The 18,291-nt window shown below is 68.4% G+C and carries 16 protein-coding genes; 7 read left to right on the forward strand and 9 right to left on the reverse strand.

Annotation, left to right across the window (positions count from 1 at the left end):
• Window positions 1-398 precede the first annotated feature (398 nt).
• Entirely contained in the window at window positions 399-1,820 is a 1,422-nt protein-coding gene (locus tag NV1_RS10600) for a short-chain fatty acyl-CoA regulator family protein (protein WP_174557425.1), read from the forward strand.
• Window positions 1,821-1,883: 63 nt separating this feature from the next.
• Here the strand turns inward: NV1_RS10600 and NV1_RS10605 are convergent, their stop codons facing one another.
• The 3 genes from NV1_RS10605 to fakA all read right to left on the reverse strand — a co-directional run bounded on the left by NV1_RS10605 (window position 1,884) and on the right by fakA (window position 7,182).
• A complete protein-coding gene (locus tag NV1_RS10605) occupies window positions 1,884-2,795 on the reverse strand; it encodes an EamA family transporter (RefSeq protein ID WP_245713642.1) in 912 nt (303 codons plus the stop codon).
• A gap of 337 nt (window positions 2,796-3,132) precedes the next feature.
• Window positions 3,133-5,400 (reverse strand): ATP-dependent DNA helicase RecG, encoded by a 2,268-nt coding sequence (gene recG / locus NV1_RS10610; RefSeq protein ID WP_067888512.1) that lies wholly within the window; start codon window positions 5,398-5,400, stop codon window positions 3,133-3,135.
• Between the two features lie 3 nt (window positions 5,401-5,403).
• Entirely contained in the window at window positions 5,404-7,182 is a 1,779-nt protein-coding gene (fakA, locus tag NV1_RS10615; RefSeq protein ID WP_067888515.1) for a DAK2 domain-containing protein, read from the reverse strand.
• 507 nt (window positions 7,183-7,689) lie between these two features.
• On the opposite strand from fakA, the gene rpmB reads away from it, so the two are divergent.
• Complete coding sequence (rpmB, locus tag NV1_RS10620) at window positions 7,690-7,881, forward strand: 50S ribosomal protein L28 (protein ID WP_011210730.1); 192 nt, start codon at window positions 7,690-7,692, stop codon at window positions 7,879-7,881.
• A 107-nt stretch (window positions 7,882-7,988) separates the two neighbouring features.
• Complete coding sequence (locus tag NV1_RS10625; protein WP_067888518.1) at window positions 7,989-8,504, forward strand: GNAT family N-acetyltransferase; 516 nt, start codon at window positions 7,989-7,991, stop codon at window positions 8,502-8,504.
• 28 nt (window positions 8,505-8,532) lie between these two features.
• On the opposite strand, the gene NV1_RS10630 is transcribed toward NV1_RS10625, so the two are convergent.
• The 3 genes from NV1_RS10630 to NV1_RS10640 are packed head-to-tail and all read right to left on the reverse strand — an operon-like array spanning window position 8,533 to window position 10,520.
• Complete coding sequence (locus NV1_RS10630; protein ID WP_067888521.1) at window positions 8,533-8,799, reverse strand: hypothetical protein; 267 nt, start codon at window positions 8,797-8,799, stop codon at window positions 8,533-8,535.
• A 35-nt stretch (window positions 8,800-8,834) separates the two neighbouring features.
• Window positions 8,835-9,512, reverse strand: coding sequence for a uracil-DNA glycosylase (locus NV1_RS10635; RefSeq protein ID WP_067888524.1), 678 nt, complete (start codon window positions 9,510-9,512; stop codon window positions 8,835-8,837).
• A gap of 39 nt (window positions 9,513-9,551) precedes the next feature.
• Complete coding sequence (locus NV1_RS10640; RefSeq protein WP_084525265.1) at window positions 9,552-10,520, reverse strand: thiamine-phosphate kinase; 969 nt, start codon at window positions 10,518-10,520, stop codon at window positions 9,552-9,554.
• Window positions 10,521-10,641: 121 nt separating this feature from the next.
• On the opposite strand from NV1_RS10640, the gene NV1_RS10645 reads away from it, so the two are divergent.
• On the forward strand, window positions 10,642-11,415 hold the full coding sequence (locus NV1_RS10645; RefSeq protein ID WP_067888528.1) for a DUF3515 domain-containing protein: 774 nt from the start codon (window positions 10,642-10,644) through the stop codon (window positions 11,413-11,415).
• Window positions 11,416-11,418: 3 nt separating this feature from the next.
• On the opposite strand, the gene NV1_RS10650 is transcribed toward NV1_RS10645, so the two are convergent.
• From NV1_RS10650 to NV1_RS10660, 3 genes are all read right to left on the reverse strand, one after another.
• Entirely contained in the window at window positions 11,419-11,721 is a 303-nt protein-coding gene (locus NV1_RS10650) for a DUF6191 domain-containing protein (RefSeq protein ID WP_084525242.1), read from the reverse strand.
• 246 nt (window positions 11,722-11,967) lie between these two features.
• Window positions 11,968-13,140, reverse strand: coding sequence for a D-alanine--D-alanine ligase family protein (locus tag NV1_RS10655; RefSeq protein WP_169813312.1), 1,173 nt, complete (start codon window positions 13,138-13,140; stop codon window positions 11,968-11,970).
• A gap of 33 nt (window positions 13,141-13,173) precedes the next feature.
• On the reverse strand, window positions 13,174-14,169 hold the full coding sequence (locus NV1_RS10660) for an NAD(P)H-dependent glycerol-3-phosphate dehydrogenase (protein ID WP_067889015.1): 996 nt from the start codon (window positions 14,167-14,169) through the stop codon (window positions 13,174-13,176).
• Between the two features lie 91 nt (window positions 14,170-14,260).
• On the opposite strand from NV1_RS10660, the gene cofC reads away from it, so the two are divergent.
• From cofC to NV1_RS10675, 3 genes are all read left to right on the forward strand, one after another.
• The gene (gene cofC, locus NV1_RS10665) at window positions 14,261-14,962 is read left to right on the forward strand and encodes a 2-phospho-L-lactate guanylyltransferase (RefSeq protein ID WP_067888533.1); all 702 of its coding nucleotides are present in this window, start codon (window positions 14,261-14,263) and stop codon (window positions 14,960-14,962) included.
• A gap of 154 nt (window positions 14,963-15,116) precedes the next feature.
• Window positions 15,117-17,330, forward strand: a complete 2,214-nt coding sequence (locus NV1_RS10670) for an RNA degradosome polyphosphate kinase (RefSeq protein ID WP_174557426.1) — start codon at window positions 15,117-15,119, stop codon at window positions 17,328-17,330.
• Complete coding sequence (locus NV1_RS10675; protein WP_067888540.1) at window positions 17,327-18,277, forward strand: NUDIX hydrolase; 951 nt, start codon at window positions 17,327-17,329, stop codon at window positions 18,275-18,277. Before NV1_RS10670 ends, NV1_RS10675 begins: the two co-directional genes overlap by 4 nt.
• Window positions 18,278-18,291 lie beyond the last annotated feature (14 nt).

Here is an 18,291-nt window from a genome sequence, read left to right on the forward strand (position 1 = left end):
TACAGGCCTGCGCAAACTGTAACGGGTTCGACCGAACACTCACCCCGGGCCGGTCCGGGCGGTGCGCGGCACGACATCGCCACGACATCTCACTGTGCATCGACCGAATGCGGACACCGGCGTCATCGGTCGGACACATTCGAACCACGCGATCGGATCGGTCACCACCGAATGCGAGCTGCCGGCCGCACGGCTCACCATCGGTTACCTTCGAGAACGGTTCCGCCGCACCGAGCCGCGTGCCGACGGGCGATTGCCTTCCCACCCGGCTCGACCATCGGGGATTCGCACACTACGCATCAGTAATATCGATAGAAATGGCGGGCCCGGCAGATCGTCCGCAGACATGGCCGAAGATATTGCAATGATTGCGAATATCCGTAGGTAGCATCTTGCAGGTGCGCAAGATGTATGCGGGTGCCCGACTACGGCGATTGCGCGAGGAACGGCGGATGACGCAGGCCGCCCTGGCAAAGTCCCTCGAGCTCTCGCCCAGCTATCTCAATCAGCTCGAGCGCGATCAGCGGCCACTCACCATTCCCGTTCTGCTGAAACTGAATTCGACATTCGATCTCGATGTGCAGTTCTTCGCCGCGGACTCCGACGCCCGTCTGGTCTCGGATCTGCACGAGGTCCTGGTCGAGGCGGCGGGCGGCACCGCACCGCCCGCCGCCGAGGTCGAGGATCTGGCCACCCGCCTTCCAGAGGTCGCCAAAACCATCGTCGCCATGCATCGCCGCCTGCGCGCGGCCACCGACCAGCTGGATCTGCTCTCCTCCAAGGTCGCCACGCCGACCGGTGCGCCCGGCGTGCCGATGCCGTACGAAGACGTGCGCGATTTCTTCTACGACCATCACAATCACATCGCCCAGCTCGATCTGGCCGCCGAGCAGCTGTTCGAGGAATCCGGCCTGACGATCGGGTCGCTGGACCGCCAGCTGGCCCGGGTCGCGGAGGAACGCGCCCGAGTGACCGTGCTGGTGCGCGGCGACGGAGCCGATCCGGCCATCCCCAAACGGCATTACGATCCGGAAACCCGCACCCTCACCCTGGCGCGACGGCTGCGACCGGGGCAGCGCGCCTTCCAGATCGCCACCACCTTGGCCTTTCTGCTGTACGGGCCGCTATTGGACGAGGTCATCGCCGGAACGCCGTCGCTGACCGGCGAGTCCCGCGCACTGGCCCGGGTCGGCCTGGCCAACTACTTCGCCGGCGCGGTGGTACTGCCGTACGGGAAATTTCTGCGCTCGGCCGAGGAGTTGCGCTATGACATCGATCTCCTCGGACTGCGCTTCGAAGTGGGCTTCGAAACCGTCTGTCATCGGCTGAGCACGCTGCAGCGGCAGGGCCAACGCGGGGTGCCGTTCTTCTTCGTACGCACCGACCGCGCCGGGAACATCTCCAAACGCCAGTCCGCGACCGCGTTCCACTTCTCCCGCGTCGGCGGCAGCTGCCCACTGTGGGTGGTACACGAGGCGTTCGCGAATCCCGGCCGGGTACTCACCCAGGTCGCCGCCATGCCGGACGGACGCCGCTACCTGTGGGTGGCCCGCACCACCAATCCGGCGACGCGCGGATTCAGCTCGGCCACAAAGGAATTCGCGATCGGTCTGGGGTGCGATATCGAATACGCCGACCGCTTGGTGTACTCCAGCGGCCTGCAGTTGGACGACCCGTCCGCCGCGGTCCCGATCGGCGCGGGCTGCAAGGTCTGCGAGCGATCCTCCTGCCCACAGCGAGCGTTCCCCCAGATCGGACGGCCGTTGGCCGTCACCGAGACGACATCGGTCGACCTGCCGTACCCCCGCGCGGTGCGCTAGGGGTACTCGGCGGTTGCGCTCGTTGCCGGGTGGCGATGCCGGCCACGGCCACCGGGCAGTCCGCTAGGGTTCGGCCCGGCCGGTACGGGTGGCGCCGGCGGACGCGGCGACCACGCACGCGATCCCGGCCCACTGGGGCAAGTTCATCCGCTGGCCCAGCACGAGCAGCCCGGCCACCGCCGCCACGGCGGGCTCCAGGCTCATCAGCACGCCGAACACCCGCGGCGGAATCCGGCGCAACGCCTCGAGTTCCACCGAATACGGCAGCACCGAGGACAGCATCGCGACCCCGAAACCGGCCGCCAGCACCGATGGATGCAACAGCGACGCCCCCGCGCCCGCGACGCCGACCGGCGCCATCAGGACCCCGCCGAAGGCCATCGCCAACGCCAATCCCCCACCGCCGCTGGTCTTCTCGCCGAGTTTCGCACCGAGCAGGATATAACCGGCCCAGCAGGTCGCGGCGCCCAATGCGAGGAGCACACCCGTCCAGGGCACCCGCCCCGCCGCGCGCGTCAGCAACAGCACTCCGGCGCCGGCCAGCACCGCCCACACCGGGTCCACCCAGCGCCGCGATCCGGCCAGGGCCACCGCGAGTGGGCCGAGAAATTCGACTGTGACGGCCATGCCGAGCGGGATGCGATCGATCGCCTCGTAGAAGGACAGGTTCATCAGCGCCAGCACCGCGCCGTAACCGAGGACGACCGGCAACGCCCGGCGTTCGATCCGCAGCGAGGAACGCCAGAACACCAACAGGACGACACCGGCGAAGAACAGTCGCAGACTCACCGCGCCGGCGGGCCCCGTCGCGGCGAACAACTCGGTCGCCAGCGCAGCGCCCATCTGCACACTGACGATGCCCGCCAGCACGAGCAACGTCGGCGGAATCCCGCCGACCCCCTGCCATACCGGCACCCGGGCGAACAGCCGAGGTACGGCCTCTTTGCGCACTCGCTCGAAATCGATCGCGACCACAGGTTCCGCCGTCCTTCCCATCCAGCGCCCGTATCCACCGACGCTCCATCCAACGCCCGCACTCGCGGACATCCGCCCCAACGCCCACACCCGCCGACACCTGCACGCTGAACCCACGTCCGCTATCGCCGACGCCCGACCCGACACTCACACCCGACTGCGTCCCGACCCGGCACACCCCGCCGAGCCCCGTTTCCGGCACCCGCCGACCGCTGTTCAACGCGTACACGACCCGGTGCAGGTCGCCGCGGCAGCACCCGATACCTCGCCGGTCCGGCCGGTCGGGGCCGTCGCCCACCGCCGAGCGGTCCCGGCCGTGTGATGCCGATCCGTGCGCCTACGACTTGGCCAGGTATTCCAGGCGTTCACCGTCGACCGCCGCGCGCATCATCGTCGCCAGGCCGGGGTGACGAACCAACCCCGGATCCGCTTCGACGATCTCACGGGCGAGCTGCTGCGCGGCGGTGATCACCTCGAGATCGTCGAGCAGTGACAGCAGTCGCAGCGACCGCGCCGTGCCGGACTGGGCCGAGCCCAGCACATCGCCCTCCCGGCGCTGCCGAAGATCGAGCACCGACAATTCGAATCCGTCCAGAGTGCCCGCCACCGCCTCGAGCCGGGCCATGGCCGTGCCCATCGGGGAGGTTTCGGTGATCAGCAGGCACAGTCCGGGATGTTCACCGCGCCCGACGCGACCGCGCAGCTGATGCAGCTGGCTCACGCCGAAGCGGTCGGCGTCCACGATCACCATGACCGTCGCATTCGGCACGTCCACGCCGACCTCGACGACGGTGGTGCAGACCAGCACATCGATCTCACCGTCGTTGAACGCGCGCATGACCGCGTCCTTCTCATCGCTCGGCAGACGCCCGTGCAGCAGCCCGACCCGCAATCCGGCCAGCGCACCGGCCGAGAGCGTCTCGTAGACGTCCCGGGCCGCATGTGTGGTCGGCCCCTCCTTCTCCTCCTCCGGTTTCGCCTTGCGCCCCTTGGTCTTCGGCTTGTCCTCCTCCTCGCCGATGCGCGAGCACACGACATACGCCTGACGACCTCGGCCGACCTCCTCGCGAATACGCTCCCAGGCCCGGTCCACCCAGGTCGGATGCGTTCTCGCGGGCACCACCCGGGTGGTGATCGGCGAGCGTCCGCGCGGCAGCTCGGTCAGCGTCGAGGTCTCCAGATCACCCAGGGTGGTCATCGCGATGGTGCGCGGAATCGGGGTCGCGGTCATCACCAGCAGGTGCGGGCTGAAGCCGTCTTTCGCCTTGGCGCGCAGGGCGTCCCGCTGCTCCACGCCGAACCGGTGCTGTTCGTCGACGATCACCATGCCCAGGTCGAGGAATTCGACGTTGTCCTGGATCAGCGCATGCGTGCCGATGACGATCCCGGCCTCGCCGGTCACCGCGTCCAGCAGCGCGGCCTTCTTCGCGCTGGTGGACATCGAGCCGGTCATCAGCACGACCTTGGTGGCGTTGTCGGCCGCGCCCAGCTCACCTGCCGTGCCGAGTTCGCCGAGCATGCCGCGCAACGACCGATAGTGCTGGGCGGCAAGCACTTCGGTGGGAGCGAGCAGGGCGCACTGCTGTCCGGCGTCGACCACCTGGAGCATGGCGTGCAGGGCGACGATGGTCTTGCCGGAGCCGACCTCCCCCTGCAGCAACCGGTGCATCGGATGCGGACTGGACAGATCCCCGGAGATCTCCGCGATCACCTGTTTCTGGCCCGCGGTGAGTTCGAACGGCAGGCGCTTGTCGAATTCGGTTGCGATTCCGCCGGTCCGGGGTGGGCAGGGTTTGGCGGTACGCCCCGCGGCGTCGTGCCTGCGTTCGGCCAGGACCAGTTGCAGGGCCAGCGCCTCGTCGAAACGCAAACGCTCCCTGGCCTGTTCGATATCGGACTTGCGCTCGGGCAGGTGCACCAGGCGCAGCGCGTCCGACACCGCGAGCAGCTCACGTTCGGCCCGAAGATCCTGCGGCAGTGGATCATCGATCGGATCCAGCTGATCGAGCACCTGCCGCACACAGGCGAGCACATCCCAGCTCTGCACCTTGGCCGTCGCCGGATAGACCGGGATGTACTCGCGCTCGAAGAACGACACGTCGACGCCCTCGGCGCCTTTCGCGCTCTGCGCCAGACCGCGCAGATCGCCGCTGCCGCGCACCGCGGTGAGATTCTCCACCGACTCCCCGGCCTCGGGCAGGATCAGATAGGAGGGGTGGGACAGATTCCACCGGTCCGGCCGCCACCAGTGCACGGTGCCCGACATCATCGCCCGTACACCCTGTTTCACGAGATAGCTCACCTTGTCGCCGTTGAAGAAGGTGATCTCCACCGGTTTCGCCGATCCGGCGTCGAGTTCGACCTTCAGCAACCGGCCGCGACGGTTCTTCATCGGCCGCAGTTCGGTTTTCGTGACCACGCCGACGACAGTCAGGTGCGCGCCCTCCTCGGGAGCCTCCTCGCTCAGCGGCTGCCCCTGCGTGGCGTATCGCAGCGGGTAGTGCCGCAACAGATCTTCGACCGTCTGCATATCGAAGGCGTCGGCCAGGGAGTCGGCCGCCTTCACACCGAGCACGTGATCGAGCCGGTCGCGTAGTGTCGCCATTGGTTATTCCACCCCGATCTGCACCAGATCCAAGGGCTGACCGCCGACGTAGGCGACCACCTCGACCCCGGGAAATGTCGCTGTGATGTGTTCGGCCAGATGCCGGCCCAGCTCGTCCGGCGCGTCCGCGCCCAGCAGCAGGGTTACCAACTCGCCGCCGAGTCCGAGCATCCGGTCCAGCAGGGTGCGGGCCGCGGCGCGCGCGTCTGCATCGATCACGACGACATCGTTGCCGACCAGGCCCAGCCCGTCACCCCGGGCGCACGTTCCGACAATGGTCAGCGCCCGCTCGCGGGCGACCCGCAGGGCACCCCAGCGAGTGCCCGCGGCCGCCTCGGACATGGCGAAGGCGTCGTCCACGGCGATCCGGCCGGCGTCGTGCACGGCCAGCGCCGCCATGCCCTGCACCATCGATCCGCTCGGCAACATCAGCACCTCCCGCGGGACGGCCCCCGCCCCACTGCGGGCGGCCATACCGACCGCGACGAGTTCGTGTGCGGCCAGCGCGCCGTTGGGCAGGACCAGCACCTCGCGCTGCGGCATACGCCGAATCGCGGCCAACAGCGTTTCCGCGGTGACCTCGCCGTCCAGCACCGTCGCACCGGAATCCTCGAACAACCGCGCCGCGCCCGCACCCGCCGCGACCGCGAGGATGCCGCGATCGGTAGCACCTTGGGCGGCCAGCGGATTCACCGTCAGACCTTCGATGCGGATCCGGCTCAGCGTGCCGGCAACCAACCCCGCCTCGACGGCCGCGCCCGCATCCGCACAGTGCACGTGCGCCGACCAGCCGTCCACGCCGTCGCCCACCACGACCACCGAATCTCCCAGGAGCGCAAGGCGTTCGCGCAGTTCGTCGATGCGTGCCCCGGTCGTCCCGGACAGCAGATACATCACCTCGTACTGCGGAGTCGCCGGATCGCTGGACACCGGATGCTCGTGCCGCACTGGAGGTTCGGACACATCGGGCGTCAGGTCCTGCCGAAACTCCTGTCGCACTGCAGTTCCGGGAATATCGTCCGAAATGGTCGACCGCCCGTCCTGCCGCACTGTGGATTCGACCGCACCACTGGACCGGTACTCCTGCCGCACCGGAGCCTGTCCGGCGCTCACCGCCACCAACGCATCCAACACCACCAGCAACCCGCGCGCCCCGGCATCCACCACCCCCGCCGCCCGCAATACCCCCAGCTGCGAGGGCGTATCGCCCAACGCCTTGCACGCGCCATCGGCAGCCGCCCGAGCCACCTCCGCCAAGTCCGTATCCGAACAGTCCGCCGCCCGATCCGCCGCCGCCTCCAGCACGCTGAGCATGGTCCCCTCGACCGGATTACTCAGCGCCGCTCGCACCAGCACCGCCGCCCGCCGCAGCGCCGCCCGCAGATTCCCCGCGGTCAACGGCCCGTCACGCACCACATCCGCAAGCCCCCGCAACACCTGCGACAAGATGATCCCGGAATTCCCCCGCGCCCCGGCCGTCCCCGCCCGCGCCATCGCGGCCAGCACAGCACCCGCGTCGGCGCTGGTCACAAGATCATCACCAGGTTGCTCGAAATCGGCCCCGGGTGGCGATGCGGCGGCGGCCAGCGCGTCCTGGGCGGCGGTGACGGCGGCACGCACGGTGGCGAGCAGGTTGGTTCCGGTGTCGGCGTCGGCTACCGGAAAGACGTTCAGCGCGTTGATCTCCTCGCGGTGACGCTCCAGGCCCACCAGGCAGAGCTGTCCCCACTCGACCATCGCGGCCCCATCGAGCACCTCCCGGACCCCGGGCACCGTCACCATCCTTCCGCTCCCAGCTGCGACCGCGACCTCGGCAACCACCCAGATCTCCCCGCAAGGGTAATCGCCCGCACCGACATGGCATCGTCACGCCGGCAGCCCCCTGCCGCCGCCGCAAGCAAGACGACCCGGAGTAACTGGAGTCAGAACCAGAGGTCGGCGAATTGTGTTGTTTTGTGACGATGCATTTCCGGGGGCGGGTGATCGTGATCGGCGTGTCGGTAGTCGGTCGTTACTCTCGCGGGCAGGCTGCGCGACAGGTCCCTGGCGAAGGCGATCCGGTCGGCCGGGTTCGCCGAGCCACGTCGCCGGCTCGGAACGACGCAACTCATTCGTGAACGGCGATTGGACATCGCTCGGCGTCGACGGCTACTCTTGCACGGTTGCCTCACGCGGCCGTCGATCGGTCGCGTCGCCGACGCTCTCGTCGGCAGGCATTGGACGATACGTTTCCGGATCGGCTGTCTCATGCGGCAGCGGTCCGTACATGACATGAAGGAGCTCGCGACTATGGCTGCCGTCTGCGATGTCTGCGCCAAGGGCCCCGGCTTCGGTAAGTCGGTTTCGCACTCGCACCGGCGCACCAACCGTCGCTGGAACCCGAACATCCAGACCGTTCGCGCGCAGGTTGCGCCCGGCAACACCCGCCGGATGAACGTCTGCACCTCCTGCCTGAAGGCGGGCAAGGTCGTTCGCGGCTGAGCTGCACGAACCGTTCGTCGACGCCCCGGCACCCGATGAGGGTGATCCGGGGTTTCGTCGTTTATCCACAGGTATCGAGATGAAGGTGCCGAGATGAAGGTGCCGAGATGACATCCGACCGCCCCTGGCACATCATCCCGCTGCGCGCCGAACACTGCCTCGGCCTCGCCGAATGCCATATCGCCTGCTGGCGGGAGGCCTATCGGGGGCTGATCCCCGACCACGTCCTGAACGCCTTCGACATCGCCCGCCGAGCCGAGCAGTGGGAACGCATCCGAGCGGCGACGCGAGCCCCGGATTCGATACTCGTCGCCCTCGTCGACCACACGGTCGTCGGCTTCGCGGGCGTCCGCGCGATCGACGAGGCCCCGGCCGAGCGGGAACTGAACGCGATGTACGTCCGGGCGGCGTGGTATGGCACCGGACTTGCGCACGATCTGATGTGCGAGGTCCTGGACACCGGCCGGAATACCTCCCTGTGGGTATTCCAGGAGAATCCGCGCGCCCAGGCCTTCTATCGCAAATACGGTTTCGAACTCGACAGCGCTCGAAGAGCCGAGCGCTTCTCCCCCACTGTCGAAGTCCGGATGCTGCGCCCAGCCGATGCGGAACCTGCCCGATAGGGCAGGTCCGCACCGCTACCGGCAGGGACTACCTACCGCCGCCCAGGCACTGGACGTTGGCACTGATGCTCTGGACGGCGCACAGGCCGAACGCGTTGACATTCGACGACAGCGAGGCGGAACCCGTCTGCGGGTCGTACAGGGCCAGCACCGGCGCGGCCTGTTCGGTGTTCGCGGGCGCTGCCGGCACCTGCTCCAGCGGAATGGTCTTGGCCTGTGCCGCAACCGGCGCCCCCATGATGGCCGCTCCGGCAGCGACGGTCACGATGGCACCGCGCACGGACTTGATCTGCATGCATCTGCTCCTACTGTGATGAGTTCGAACACCGGTCACGGCAGACGCCAGTCGACCGGGGCGGCCCCCAATGTACCGAGCAATTCGTTTGTTCGGGAGAAGGGCTGGGATCCGAAGAATCCCCGGGAGGCCGACAACGGTGAGGGATGGGCCGATTCGATGGACGGCCCCGAGCCGAGCATCGGCTTGAGGGTGGACGCGTCCCGGCCCCACAGAATCGCCACCAGCGGCTGCTCACGCGCGACGAGCGCGCGAATTGCCTGCTCGGTGACCGCTTCCCAACCCTTACCGCGATGTGAGGCGGGCTGCCCCGGCGAGACGGTGAGCACCCTGTTGAGCATCAGTACGCCCTGATCCGACCACGGCGACAGATCACCGCAGGAGGGCGTCGGATAACCCAGATCACGGGAGTACTCGGAGAAGATGTTCGCCAGACTGCGCGGCACCGGCGAAACATCGGGCGCGACCGAAAAGCTCAGGCCCATGGCATGTCCCGGCGTCGGATAGGGATCCTGGCCGACGATCAGCACCCGGACCTTGTCCAGTGGGCGCTGGAACGCGCGCAGCACGTTCTCGCCCTTCGGCAGGTAACCGCGTCCGGCGTTGTTCTCCGCCCGTAGGAATTCGCCCATGGCCGCAATGCGGTCGGCCACCGGCTCCAAGGCCTCGGCCCAGCCCGTATCGATGATCTCCGACAGTGGTTTCGCACCCATGTCGGACAAACTTAGTGTGGCCCGATTCACCACGACAGCTCACCTACCTTCCGAGAACGATTCCCAACCGCCCGGTCCGGACCGGCGTGCGCCGTCGACCGTGACTCCGGCGCCGTCCATGACCCGCCCGACTCGGGTCCATCCTTGCGGAAGTGCCTGTCCCGCAGCAAATGTAGCCGCGAAAGCATGGTCCTCGCCGCCGGTGAGAATCCAGTCCAGCGGATTCTCACCGAGTTCCCGGGCGACCGGGTCCAGTTCCGCGTCGCGGATCGCGGCGGTGTCGAGATCAACGGCGACGCAGGAGGATTCGGCGATATGCCCGATATCGGCGAGCAGCCCGTCGGAGACATCCGTGAGCGAGGTGATCGCCGCATCCTGCGCCAGGTCCAGCACCGCTCGATACGGCGGTCGCGGAACCCGGTGCGCGGCAACCACACCGGGAAACCGGCCCGGATCCAGGCCCGCGCTCAACACCGCCAGCCCGGCCGCCGACCAACCGAGCCGCCCGGCAACCGCGACCACATCACCGGGCTTCGCGCCGGACAGCAGCACCGGCGCGCGGCGCGGATCGCCGAACGCGGTCACCGAGACGATCAGCAGCGGCGCGCGCACCACGTCGCCCCCGGCGATCGAGGCACCCGCCCGGCCCGCCTCGGCCCACATTCCCTCGACGAATCCGTCCACGAAGGTCAGCGAGGTGTCCGCCGGGCAGCCGAAGGACGCCACGAAGGCGCTCGGCGCGGCCCCCATCGCCACCACGTCGGCGGCGTTCTGCGCGATCGCCTTGGCCCCGATATCGCGCGGGCTCGACCAGTCCAACCGGAAGTGCCGGTCCTGCACCAACATGTCGGTGCTGACCACGAAACGCCCGTCCGGCGCGGCGAGCACCGCGGCATCGTCGCCCGGCCCGAGCAGGACGGCCGGTACCTGGGCGCGACCGGTGTTCATCCGCGCGATGAGCCCGAACTCGCCCAGTTCACGCACCGTCCGCGGGCTGGTATCAGTGATGGCCGTCTCCTTTCGCGAACCGCGCCGGGGGCAGCGGACCCCCGCGACGCTACCCTCGGACCCGAAACCAACGACCACCAGCCAGGATCCGGTACCGAGACGAGTGGAGAAGAGCTCCGGGATGAGCAGCGAAACGGAACGGCCGGACGCGGCGGCGTCCGAGGATGCGAATACCCCGTCCGCCCAGGACGCGAACCGCTCGCGTCCGGCCGAACCGACGCCCTCGACCAGCGGTGAATCCGACGCGTCCGGCAGCCGCGCCCCGGAGGCCGGCGACTCGGACGTCACGGACGACAACGCGCAGTCCGATTCCGGGACCGACCGAACCGCGGACCGCTACAGCGTCGAGACCGAGGACACCCGCCGGTCGCCGGCGCTCATCGCGACCGCCGTCGCGCTGCCGGTCGCGCTGATCGTCGTGGTTCTGGCCATCGCGGTGTTCGCGCGGCAGCACCCGACGCGCGAGGCGCTCGCGCTGGGCTCGGTCCCGCAACCGCAGGCCAACGGTCAGGCGTGCACCACTCTGCTACCGGCGCTGCCGTCGAGCGTGGGCAGGTACACCCGCGTGGAGCTGGCCCAGCCCGCCCCGCCCGCGACCGTGGGCTGGCAGCTGCCCGACGGCGGCGACCCCGTCGTCCTGCGCTGCGGCCTGGACCGCCCGGCGGAATTCGTCGCATCCGCCGCGTTGCAGGTGATCAACGGCGTCAACTGGTTCGAGGTGCGCGATCCGGCCAGCGGAATCACCTCGGGTACCTGGTACGTCGTCGACCGCGGCACCTATATCGCCGTCACCATGCCCGACAAGGCCGGACCGACTCCGCTGCAGGACATTTCGAATGTGGTCGCCAAGGTGCTTCCCGCTCGTCCGATCGATCCCGCACCGATCCCGAACTGATTGTCATCCGGGTCGCCGGAACGTGACCCGGCCGGTGCTCAGATCGACACCGAGACCGCCGGGCGCACCATCGCCCGGATTCTCCCGGTGCATGAGTACCACTTGCCGCTGCTGGAATTCGATTTGTTTGCCCGCACCGAACACCGCGTCGAGTCCCTCCAGCCCGATGGCGGCGGCGCCCGGACCGCCCGATCCGCGCATCCACGGCAGCGCGGTTCGCCCGGTCAGCCTTCGGTACAAGACATCACCGCAGGCGACGACCGTGATCAGGACGACCAGACCCGGAATCGTCATCGCGAACAGCACCAGCCCGAGGATACCGGCAATCGGTGCGAATATGGGCGACTCGGTTCCCGCTCGAACTCGGGATGCCACGCCACGACCAGGTCGCCGGGGCAGTCCCGGCCCTGACCCGACTACGCCACACGTCGGCGCACCGCACAGGTCGGTCATGGCCCGCATGCGCCGTATTCGGCCCGGCGTCACCGGGCAGGCACCTGGACCGAACGGCACGCCTGAGCCGGGCGAGTCGACTCGTCCCGGTTCGGGAAATCAGCGCAGGCCGGTGCCGCGGGCGAGCGCGGTATCGATCAACGTGCTGATCAGGGCGCCGTTATCGATACCCGTCGCCGCCCACATCCGTGGGTACATCGAGATGGCGGTCATACCGGGCATGGTGTTGATCTCGTTGATCACCGGACCCTGCTCGGTGATGAAGAAGTCGACGCGGGCCAGCCCCTGGCAGTCCAGCGCGCGGAACGCCCGCACCGCGAGCTCCCGGATCTGCTGGGCCACATCGTCGTTCAGCTTCGCCGGGATGTCGAACTCGCACACGTCGTCGAGATATTTGGTGTCGAAGTCGTAGAAGTCCGGCGCTTGCGAGCTCAGCTCCGGCATCCGAATCTCGGCGGGCACACTGGCTTCGACCCGTCCGTCCGGGAACTCCAGTACGCCGCATTCGATTTCGCGTCCGACGATGGCCGCCTCGACGACCACCTTCGGATCGTGCAGGCGCGCAACGGCGATCGCCTCGTCCAGCCGATTCCAGCTGTCCACCTTCGTTATGCCGATGGATGATCCGCCGCGAGCGGGCTTGACGAACACCGGAAGCCCCAGGCGCTCGCGGTCGGCCTCGCTCACCGTGGCCGTACCGGGTCGCAGCACCACATGGTCGCCGACCGGAATGCCGTCGGCGGCAAAGAGTTTCTTCATGAACTCCTTGTCCATTCCGGTGGCACTGGCCAGCACGCCGGGCCCCACGTAGGGCAGGCCCGCCATCTCCAGCAGACCCTGCACCGTGCCGTCCTCACCGAATGCGCCGTGCAGTACCGGGAAGACCACCTCGAGCGCACCGGTCCCGATCGCGGAACCGTCGAGCGGCAGCAGACTGCCGCCGCGGGTCGGATCGGCCGCCAGCACGAGTTCGGTGCCGGATCGGTCGACCGAGGGCAGCGTGCGATCGGCGATGGCGAGCGTTCCGGCCTCGGAGCCACTCAGCACCCAGGTCCCGTCGCTGGTGATCCCGATCGGCACGGCCTCGTACCGTTCGGGGTCCAGGTTGCGCAGTACGAAACCCGCCGATACGCAGGACACCGCGTGCTCGTTGCTGCGGCCGCCGAAGACGACTCCGACCCGAATCCGGCCGCCGTGGGCACGCTCGGGCCCGGAGGAGGCAGCTTGCGTACCCACGGAGGGCCCCGCGCCCGCCGCCATCGACTCACTCATGACCGGAACCGTACCCGTACAGCGGAAATTCAATCACTCCGGCTTCATCGACCGCCCGAGCAACCGCCCGACGGCCTCGGCGACCGACAATCCCTCGTAGCAGACCTGATGCACCGAGGTCGTCAACGGCATCTCCACCCCGTGCCGTTCGGCCAGCGCCCGGATCGAGGTGCACGATTTGACGCCCTCGGCCACCTGACCGTGGGTGGCCTGCTGCGCGACCTCCATGGACCCGCCCGTGCCCAGCACATGCCCGAACGACCGATTGCGCGAGAGCGGTGAGGTGCAGGTGGCAACCAGATCGCCGACTCCGGCCAGTCCCGCCAGGGTCACCGGATTCGCTCCCAGCGCGACCCCCAACCGGATGATCTCGGCCAGCCCCCGGGTGATCAGGCTCGCGACGGTGTTGTCGCCCAGCCCCATTCCCGAGGCGATACCGCAGGCCAGCGCGATGACGTTCTTGCAGGCGCCGCCGATCTCGCAGCCGATCACGTCGGTGTTGGTGTAGGGCCGGAAGTACCCGGTCGCGCACGAATGCTGCACGGCCTGTGCGCGTGCCTCGTCACCGCAGGCCACCACCGACGCGGCGGGCTGTTCGGCGGCGATCTCCCGCGCCAGATTCGGCCCGGACAGCACCGCGATCCGGCCGGGGTCCGCACCGGTGACCTCCCCGATCACCTCGCTCATCCGCAGCAGCGTGCCGGTCTCGATGCCCTTGGCCAGACTCAGCAGCGTGGCATCGGCTCCGATCGCCGGCCGCCAGTTCGCCAGATTGCCGCGCAGCGACTGGGACGGGACGGCCAGGACGACGAGCTGCGCACCGTCGAGTGCGGCGCGATAGTCGTCGGTGGCCTGCACCCCGTACAGGCGCACATCCGGCAGATAGTCCGGATTGCGATGCTCGGTGGCCAGTGTGCGGGCGACCTCGGGCCGCCGGGCCCACATCGTCACCTCGGTGCCCGCATCGTTCAACACCTTCGCGAATGCGGTGCCCCACGATCCCGCACCCATCACTGCCGCCCTAGTCACCACACCGATACTGCCACTCGTTCCCGCATTCGCGTCGTAAGACCGGTGGTCATGACCCCCACCACAGTGCCGGACATGCAACGATGGGCGCATGCGTCCGGATGCCGTCCACGCCGTGATCGCGGTGAAGAACCTCGAGCGCGCCAAGAGCCGACTCGCCGAGGAGTTGCCGCCCGCCGATCGGTCGCGCCTGGTGCTGGCCATGCTGTCGGACACCGTGCGCGCCGCCCTCGCCGCGGGTATCGGCTCGGTCACCGTCGTCACGCCGGATTCCGGTGTGGCCGCGGCGGTGCGCGCCCTGGGCGCGGCGGTGCACCCCGATCCGGGAGCGGCCACCGATGGGCTCAATGCCGCGCTCGCCGACGCGGCCGAGGCGGTGCGGGGTCAGCACGGTGCGGTGGAACTGCTTGCGTTGCAAGCGGATCTGCCCGCGCTGCGTCCGGGCGAGTTGGCCGATATGCTGGCCGTGGCCCCCGCGACCGGACGCGCCCTGGTCGCCGATCACACCGGGCAGGGCACCGCCGCTCTGCTGGTGCGCGACGGAACCGCACCGCTGACACCGCTGTTCGGCCCGGATTCGGCTCGCCGCCATGCCGACTCGGGCGCAAAGGACCTCGACGGCGACTGGCCCGGCCTGCGCTTGGACGTCGACACTCCCGCGGATCTGCGGGCCGCGGTGACGCGCGGCCTCGGCCCGGCCACCACGGCACTACTGCGTGACATCGGTTGGCCGCACCGTGTTCACACGGATCTCATGCGGAGGTGCGGAGCGGGTCATATGTGTGCTAGATGATCGCCAGACCTGCGTCGAGGGTCGGCAGCCAGCGGTGCCGGTCACGGTGCCGCTCGAGTATGAGGGATGATCGTGAGTGTGATCGAGCCTGCGAGCGAACCAGCAGCACCGTCTGCGCCGAGCGGGTTACGACCGAGCGCAGCGAGGTGATGGTGTGAGTGATACAGAGATTGTCCAGCAGCAGCCCCGGTTGCCGGCGGCGCCGCCGGCCGCCGCACCGCCTCCCGGGAGCACGACTGCCTCACAGTTGCCCACGGATCGCTATCTCAACCGAGAACTGAGCTGGCTGGACTTCAACGGGCGGGTGTTGGCCCTGGCCGAGGATCGTTCCGAACCGTTGTTGGAGCGCGCGAAATTCCTGGCGATCTTCGCCTCGAACCTCGACGAGTTCTACATGGTCCGCGTGGCCGGGCTCAAACGCCGTGCCACGGCCGGGCTCTCGGTGCGCTCGGCCGACGGCCTGTCCCCCACCGAACAGCTGGAGCTGATCGCGGCCGCCACTCAGGAGCTGGCCTCCCGGCACGCCCGGGTATTCCTTGACGAGGTGCAGCCTGCACTCGTCGAGCAGGGCATCGCCATCATCGGCTGGTCCGATCTGGACGAGGACGAGCGCCGCCGCCTGTCGGGTTACTTCCAGGATCAGGTCTTCCCGGTGCTGACCCCGCTGGCCGTCGACCCCGCCCACCCGTTCCCCTATATCAGCGGCCTGAGCCTGAACCTCGCTGTGACGGTGAAGGATTCCGACAACGGGGGCGAGCATTTCGCGCGGGTGAAGGTGCCCGACAACGTGGACCGCTTCGTGCGGGTACGCCGCAGCGCCCCGGTCGCTCCGGGCCGCGCTTCCGTACTGCGCGAAGGTGATCAGGGAGCGTCGAGCCTGGCCGCCTTCCTGCCGATGGAGGATCTGATCGCGGCGCACCTCGATCAGCTCTTCCCGGGAATGGATGTGGTGGAACATCATTCATTCCGCATCACCCGCAACGCCGACTTCGAGGTGGACGAGGACCGCGACGAGGATCTGCTCCAGGCCCTGGAACGCGAACTCGCCCGCCGGCGTTTCGGCTCTCCGGTGCGCCTGGAGGTTTCCGACGATATGACCGAGCACATGCTCGATCTGCTGTTGCGGGAACTCGACGTCGACCCGGGCGACGTCATACAAGTGCCGGGTCTGCTGGACCTGTCCTGCCTGTGGCAGGTCTACGGGGTGGACCGGCCCGCGCTCAAGGACGCTCCCTACGTGCCGACCACCCCACCGGCGTTCGGCGAAAGGGAAACGCCTCGAAACGTTTTCGCCGCCCTGCGCGAGGGTGACGTGCTGGTGCACCACCCGTACGACTCGTTCTCCACGAGCGTGCAGCGATTCATCGAGCAGGCCGCCGCCGACCCGCAGGTGCTGGCCATCAAACAGACGCTGTACCGCACCTCCGGCGACTCCCCGATCGTCAACGCGCTCATCGATGCCGCCGAGGCCGGTAAGCAGGTCGTGGCCCTGGTCGAGATCAAGGCCCGCTTCGACGAGCAGGCCAACATCAAATGGGCGCGGGCGCTGGAACAGGCGGGCGTGCACGTGGTCTACGGCCTGATCGGGCTCAAGACGCACTGCAAGACCTGCCTGGTGGTCCGGCGCGAGGGCGCCACCATCCGCCGCTACTGCCACATCGGTACGGGCAACTACAACCCGAAGACCGCCCGACTATACGAGGACGTCGGATTACTCACCGCCGCACCGGAAATCGGCGCGGATCTGACCGATCTGTTCAATTCGCTGACCGGATACTCGCGCAAGGCCACCTACCGCAATCTGCTCGTCGCGCCGACCGGTGTGCGAGCCGGAATCATCGAGCGGATCCAGCGCGAGGTCGAACTCGCCGAGCAGGGTCTGCCCGCTCGAATCCGGATGAAGGCCAACGCGATCGTCGACGAACAGGTCATCGACGCGCTGTACCGGGCCTCCCAGGCCGGGGTGCCGGTGCAGATCGTGGTGCGCGGCATCTGCGGTCTGCGTCCGGGCGTGACCGGGATGAGCGAGAACATCGAGGTGCGCTCGATCCTCGGGCGGTTCCTGGAACATTCCCGCGTCATGCACTTCCAGGCTCAGGACGAGTACTGGATCGGCAGCGCCGATATGATGCACCGCAACCTGGATCGGCGTGTGGAGGTCATGGCGCAGGTCAAGGACCCCAAGCTGTGCGAACAGCTGACCGTGATGCTCGACTCGGCCCTGTATCCGACCACGCGCTGCTGGGTGCTGCAACCGGACGGGACCTGGCAGGCCCGCCCGAGCGCGGACGAGGTCGCCGAGCTCGGTGAGCAGGTGCGCGACCATCAGGAATTCCTCATGCGGCTGCGGCGTCCGGATCAGCAGTGAGCCGTTCGGCGACACAGGATTCCGGTTCCGCTCGCTACCCAGACCCCCGGGTCACCGCCAACATCCACGCCGCCGGTGCGGTGGTGTGGCGCCGGCGCCCGAACGGCGCGGTCGAGGTCGCGGTGGTACACCGCCCGAAATACGACGACTGGTCGCTGCCCAAGGGGAAACTCGATCCGGGCGAGACCGCGATGATCGCGGCGGTGCGCGAAGTGGCCGAGGAAACCGGTCTGAACACCCGGCTGGGCAGGTATCTGGGCAAAGTCACCTATCCGGTGACCGGGCATCGCAAACTCAAACGCGTGGACTATTGGTCCGCCCGGATCGACGACGGTGAATTCGCCGTCAATTCCGAGGTCGACCGGCTGCAGTGGCTCGGCATGGACCGAGTCATGGACGCGCTGTCGTATCCGATGGATCGCACCATCCTCCGCAATTTCCTGCGGTTCCCGGCGGACACCGCGACCCTGCTGCTGGTGCGGCACGCCAAGGCCGGAAATCGGGAGCGCTTCTCGGGCCCTGACGTCGAACGCCCGCTGGACAAGCACGGTACGGCGCAGGCGCTGAACCTGACACCGAATCTGGCGGCTTTCGGGCCCGAGGAGGTCTACTCGGCCCCGCCCGTGCGCTGTGTGCAGACCGTTCAACCGCTCGCGGACGAACTCGGCGTAGAGATCGGGATCGAGCCGACGATGTCCGAAACCGCTTATGCCACAGCGCCGGACGCGGCTCTGCGGCGGATCCGGGAACTGGTGTCCCCGGACACCGTGCGCGTTATCTGTAGTCAGGGCAAGGTGATTCCGCCGCTGTTGGCCGACTGGGCCGAAATCGACGGTGTCACACTGCCTCCCGCGCGCAATCGCAAGGGCAGCGCCTGGGTGCTGTCGGTGGCCGACGGCCGGTTGGTCGCCGCCGACCATCTCGACAAGGCGCTACGCGTGCACTGACGCGCTCACACCGA

This window comes from Nocardia vaccinii NBRC 15922, assembly GCF_001613305.1.
GTDB lineage: Bacteria > Actinomycetota > Actinomycetes > Mycobacteriales > Mycobacteriaceae > Nocardia > Nocardia vaccinii.

What these genes read in the sequence shown, in the direction of transcription:
- NV1_RS10635 (WP_067888524.1), bottom strand. Translation starts at nt 9,512, where the DNA reads ATGGGTGCGAAACCACTGTCGGAGATCATCGATACGGGCTGGGCCGAG.
- cofC (WP_067888533.1), top strand. Translation starts at nt 14,261, where the DNA reads ATGCGTCCGGATGCCGTCCACGCCGTGATCGCGGTGAAGAACCTCGAG.
- NV1_RS10630 (WP_067888521.1), bottom strand. Translation starts at nt 8,799, where the DNA reads ATGCAGATCAAGTCCGTGCGCGGTGCCATCGTGACCGTCGCTGCCGGA.
- NV1_RS10655 (WP_169813312.1), bottom strand. Translation starts at nt 13,140, where the DNA reads ATGAGTGAGTCGATGGCGGCGGGCGCGGGGCCCTCCGTGGGTACGCAA.
- NV1_RS10645 (WP_067888528.1), top strand. Translation starts at nt 10,642, where the DNA reads ATGAGCAGCGAAACGGAACGGCCGGACGCGGCGGCGTCCGAGGATGCG.
- fakA (WP_067888515.1), bottom strand. Translation starts at nt 7,182, where the DNA reads ATGGTGACGGTGCCCGGGGTCCGGGAGGTGCTCGATGGGGCCGCGATG.
- NV1_RS10625 (WP_067888518.1), top strand. Translation starts at nt 7,989, where the DNA reads ATGACATCCGACCGCCCCTGGCACATCATCCCGCTGCGCGCCGAACAC.
- recG (WP_067888512.1), bottom strand. Translation starts at nt 5,400, where the DNA reads ATGGCGACACTACGCGACCGGCTCGATCACGTGCTCGGTGTGAAGGCG.
- rpmB (WP_011210730.1), top strand. Translation starts at nt 7,690, where the DNA reads ATGGCTGCCGTCTGCGATGTCTGCGCCAAGGGCCCCGGCTTCGGTAAG.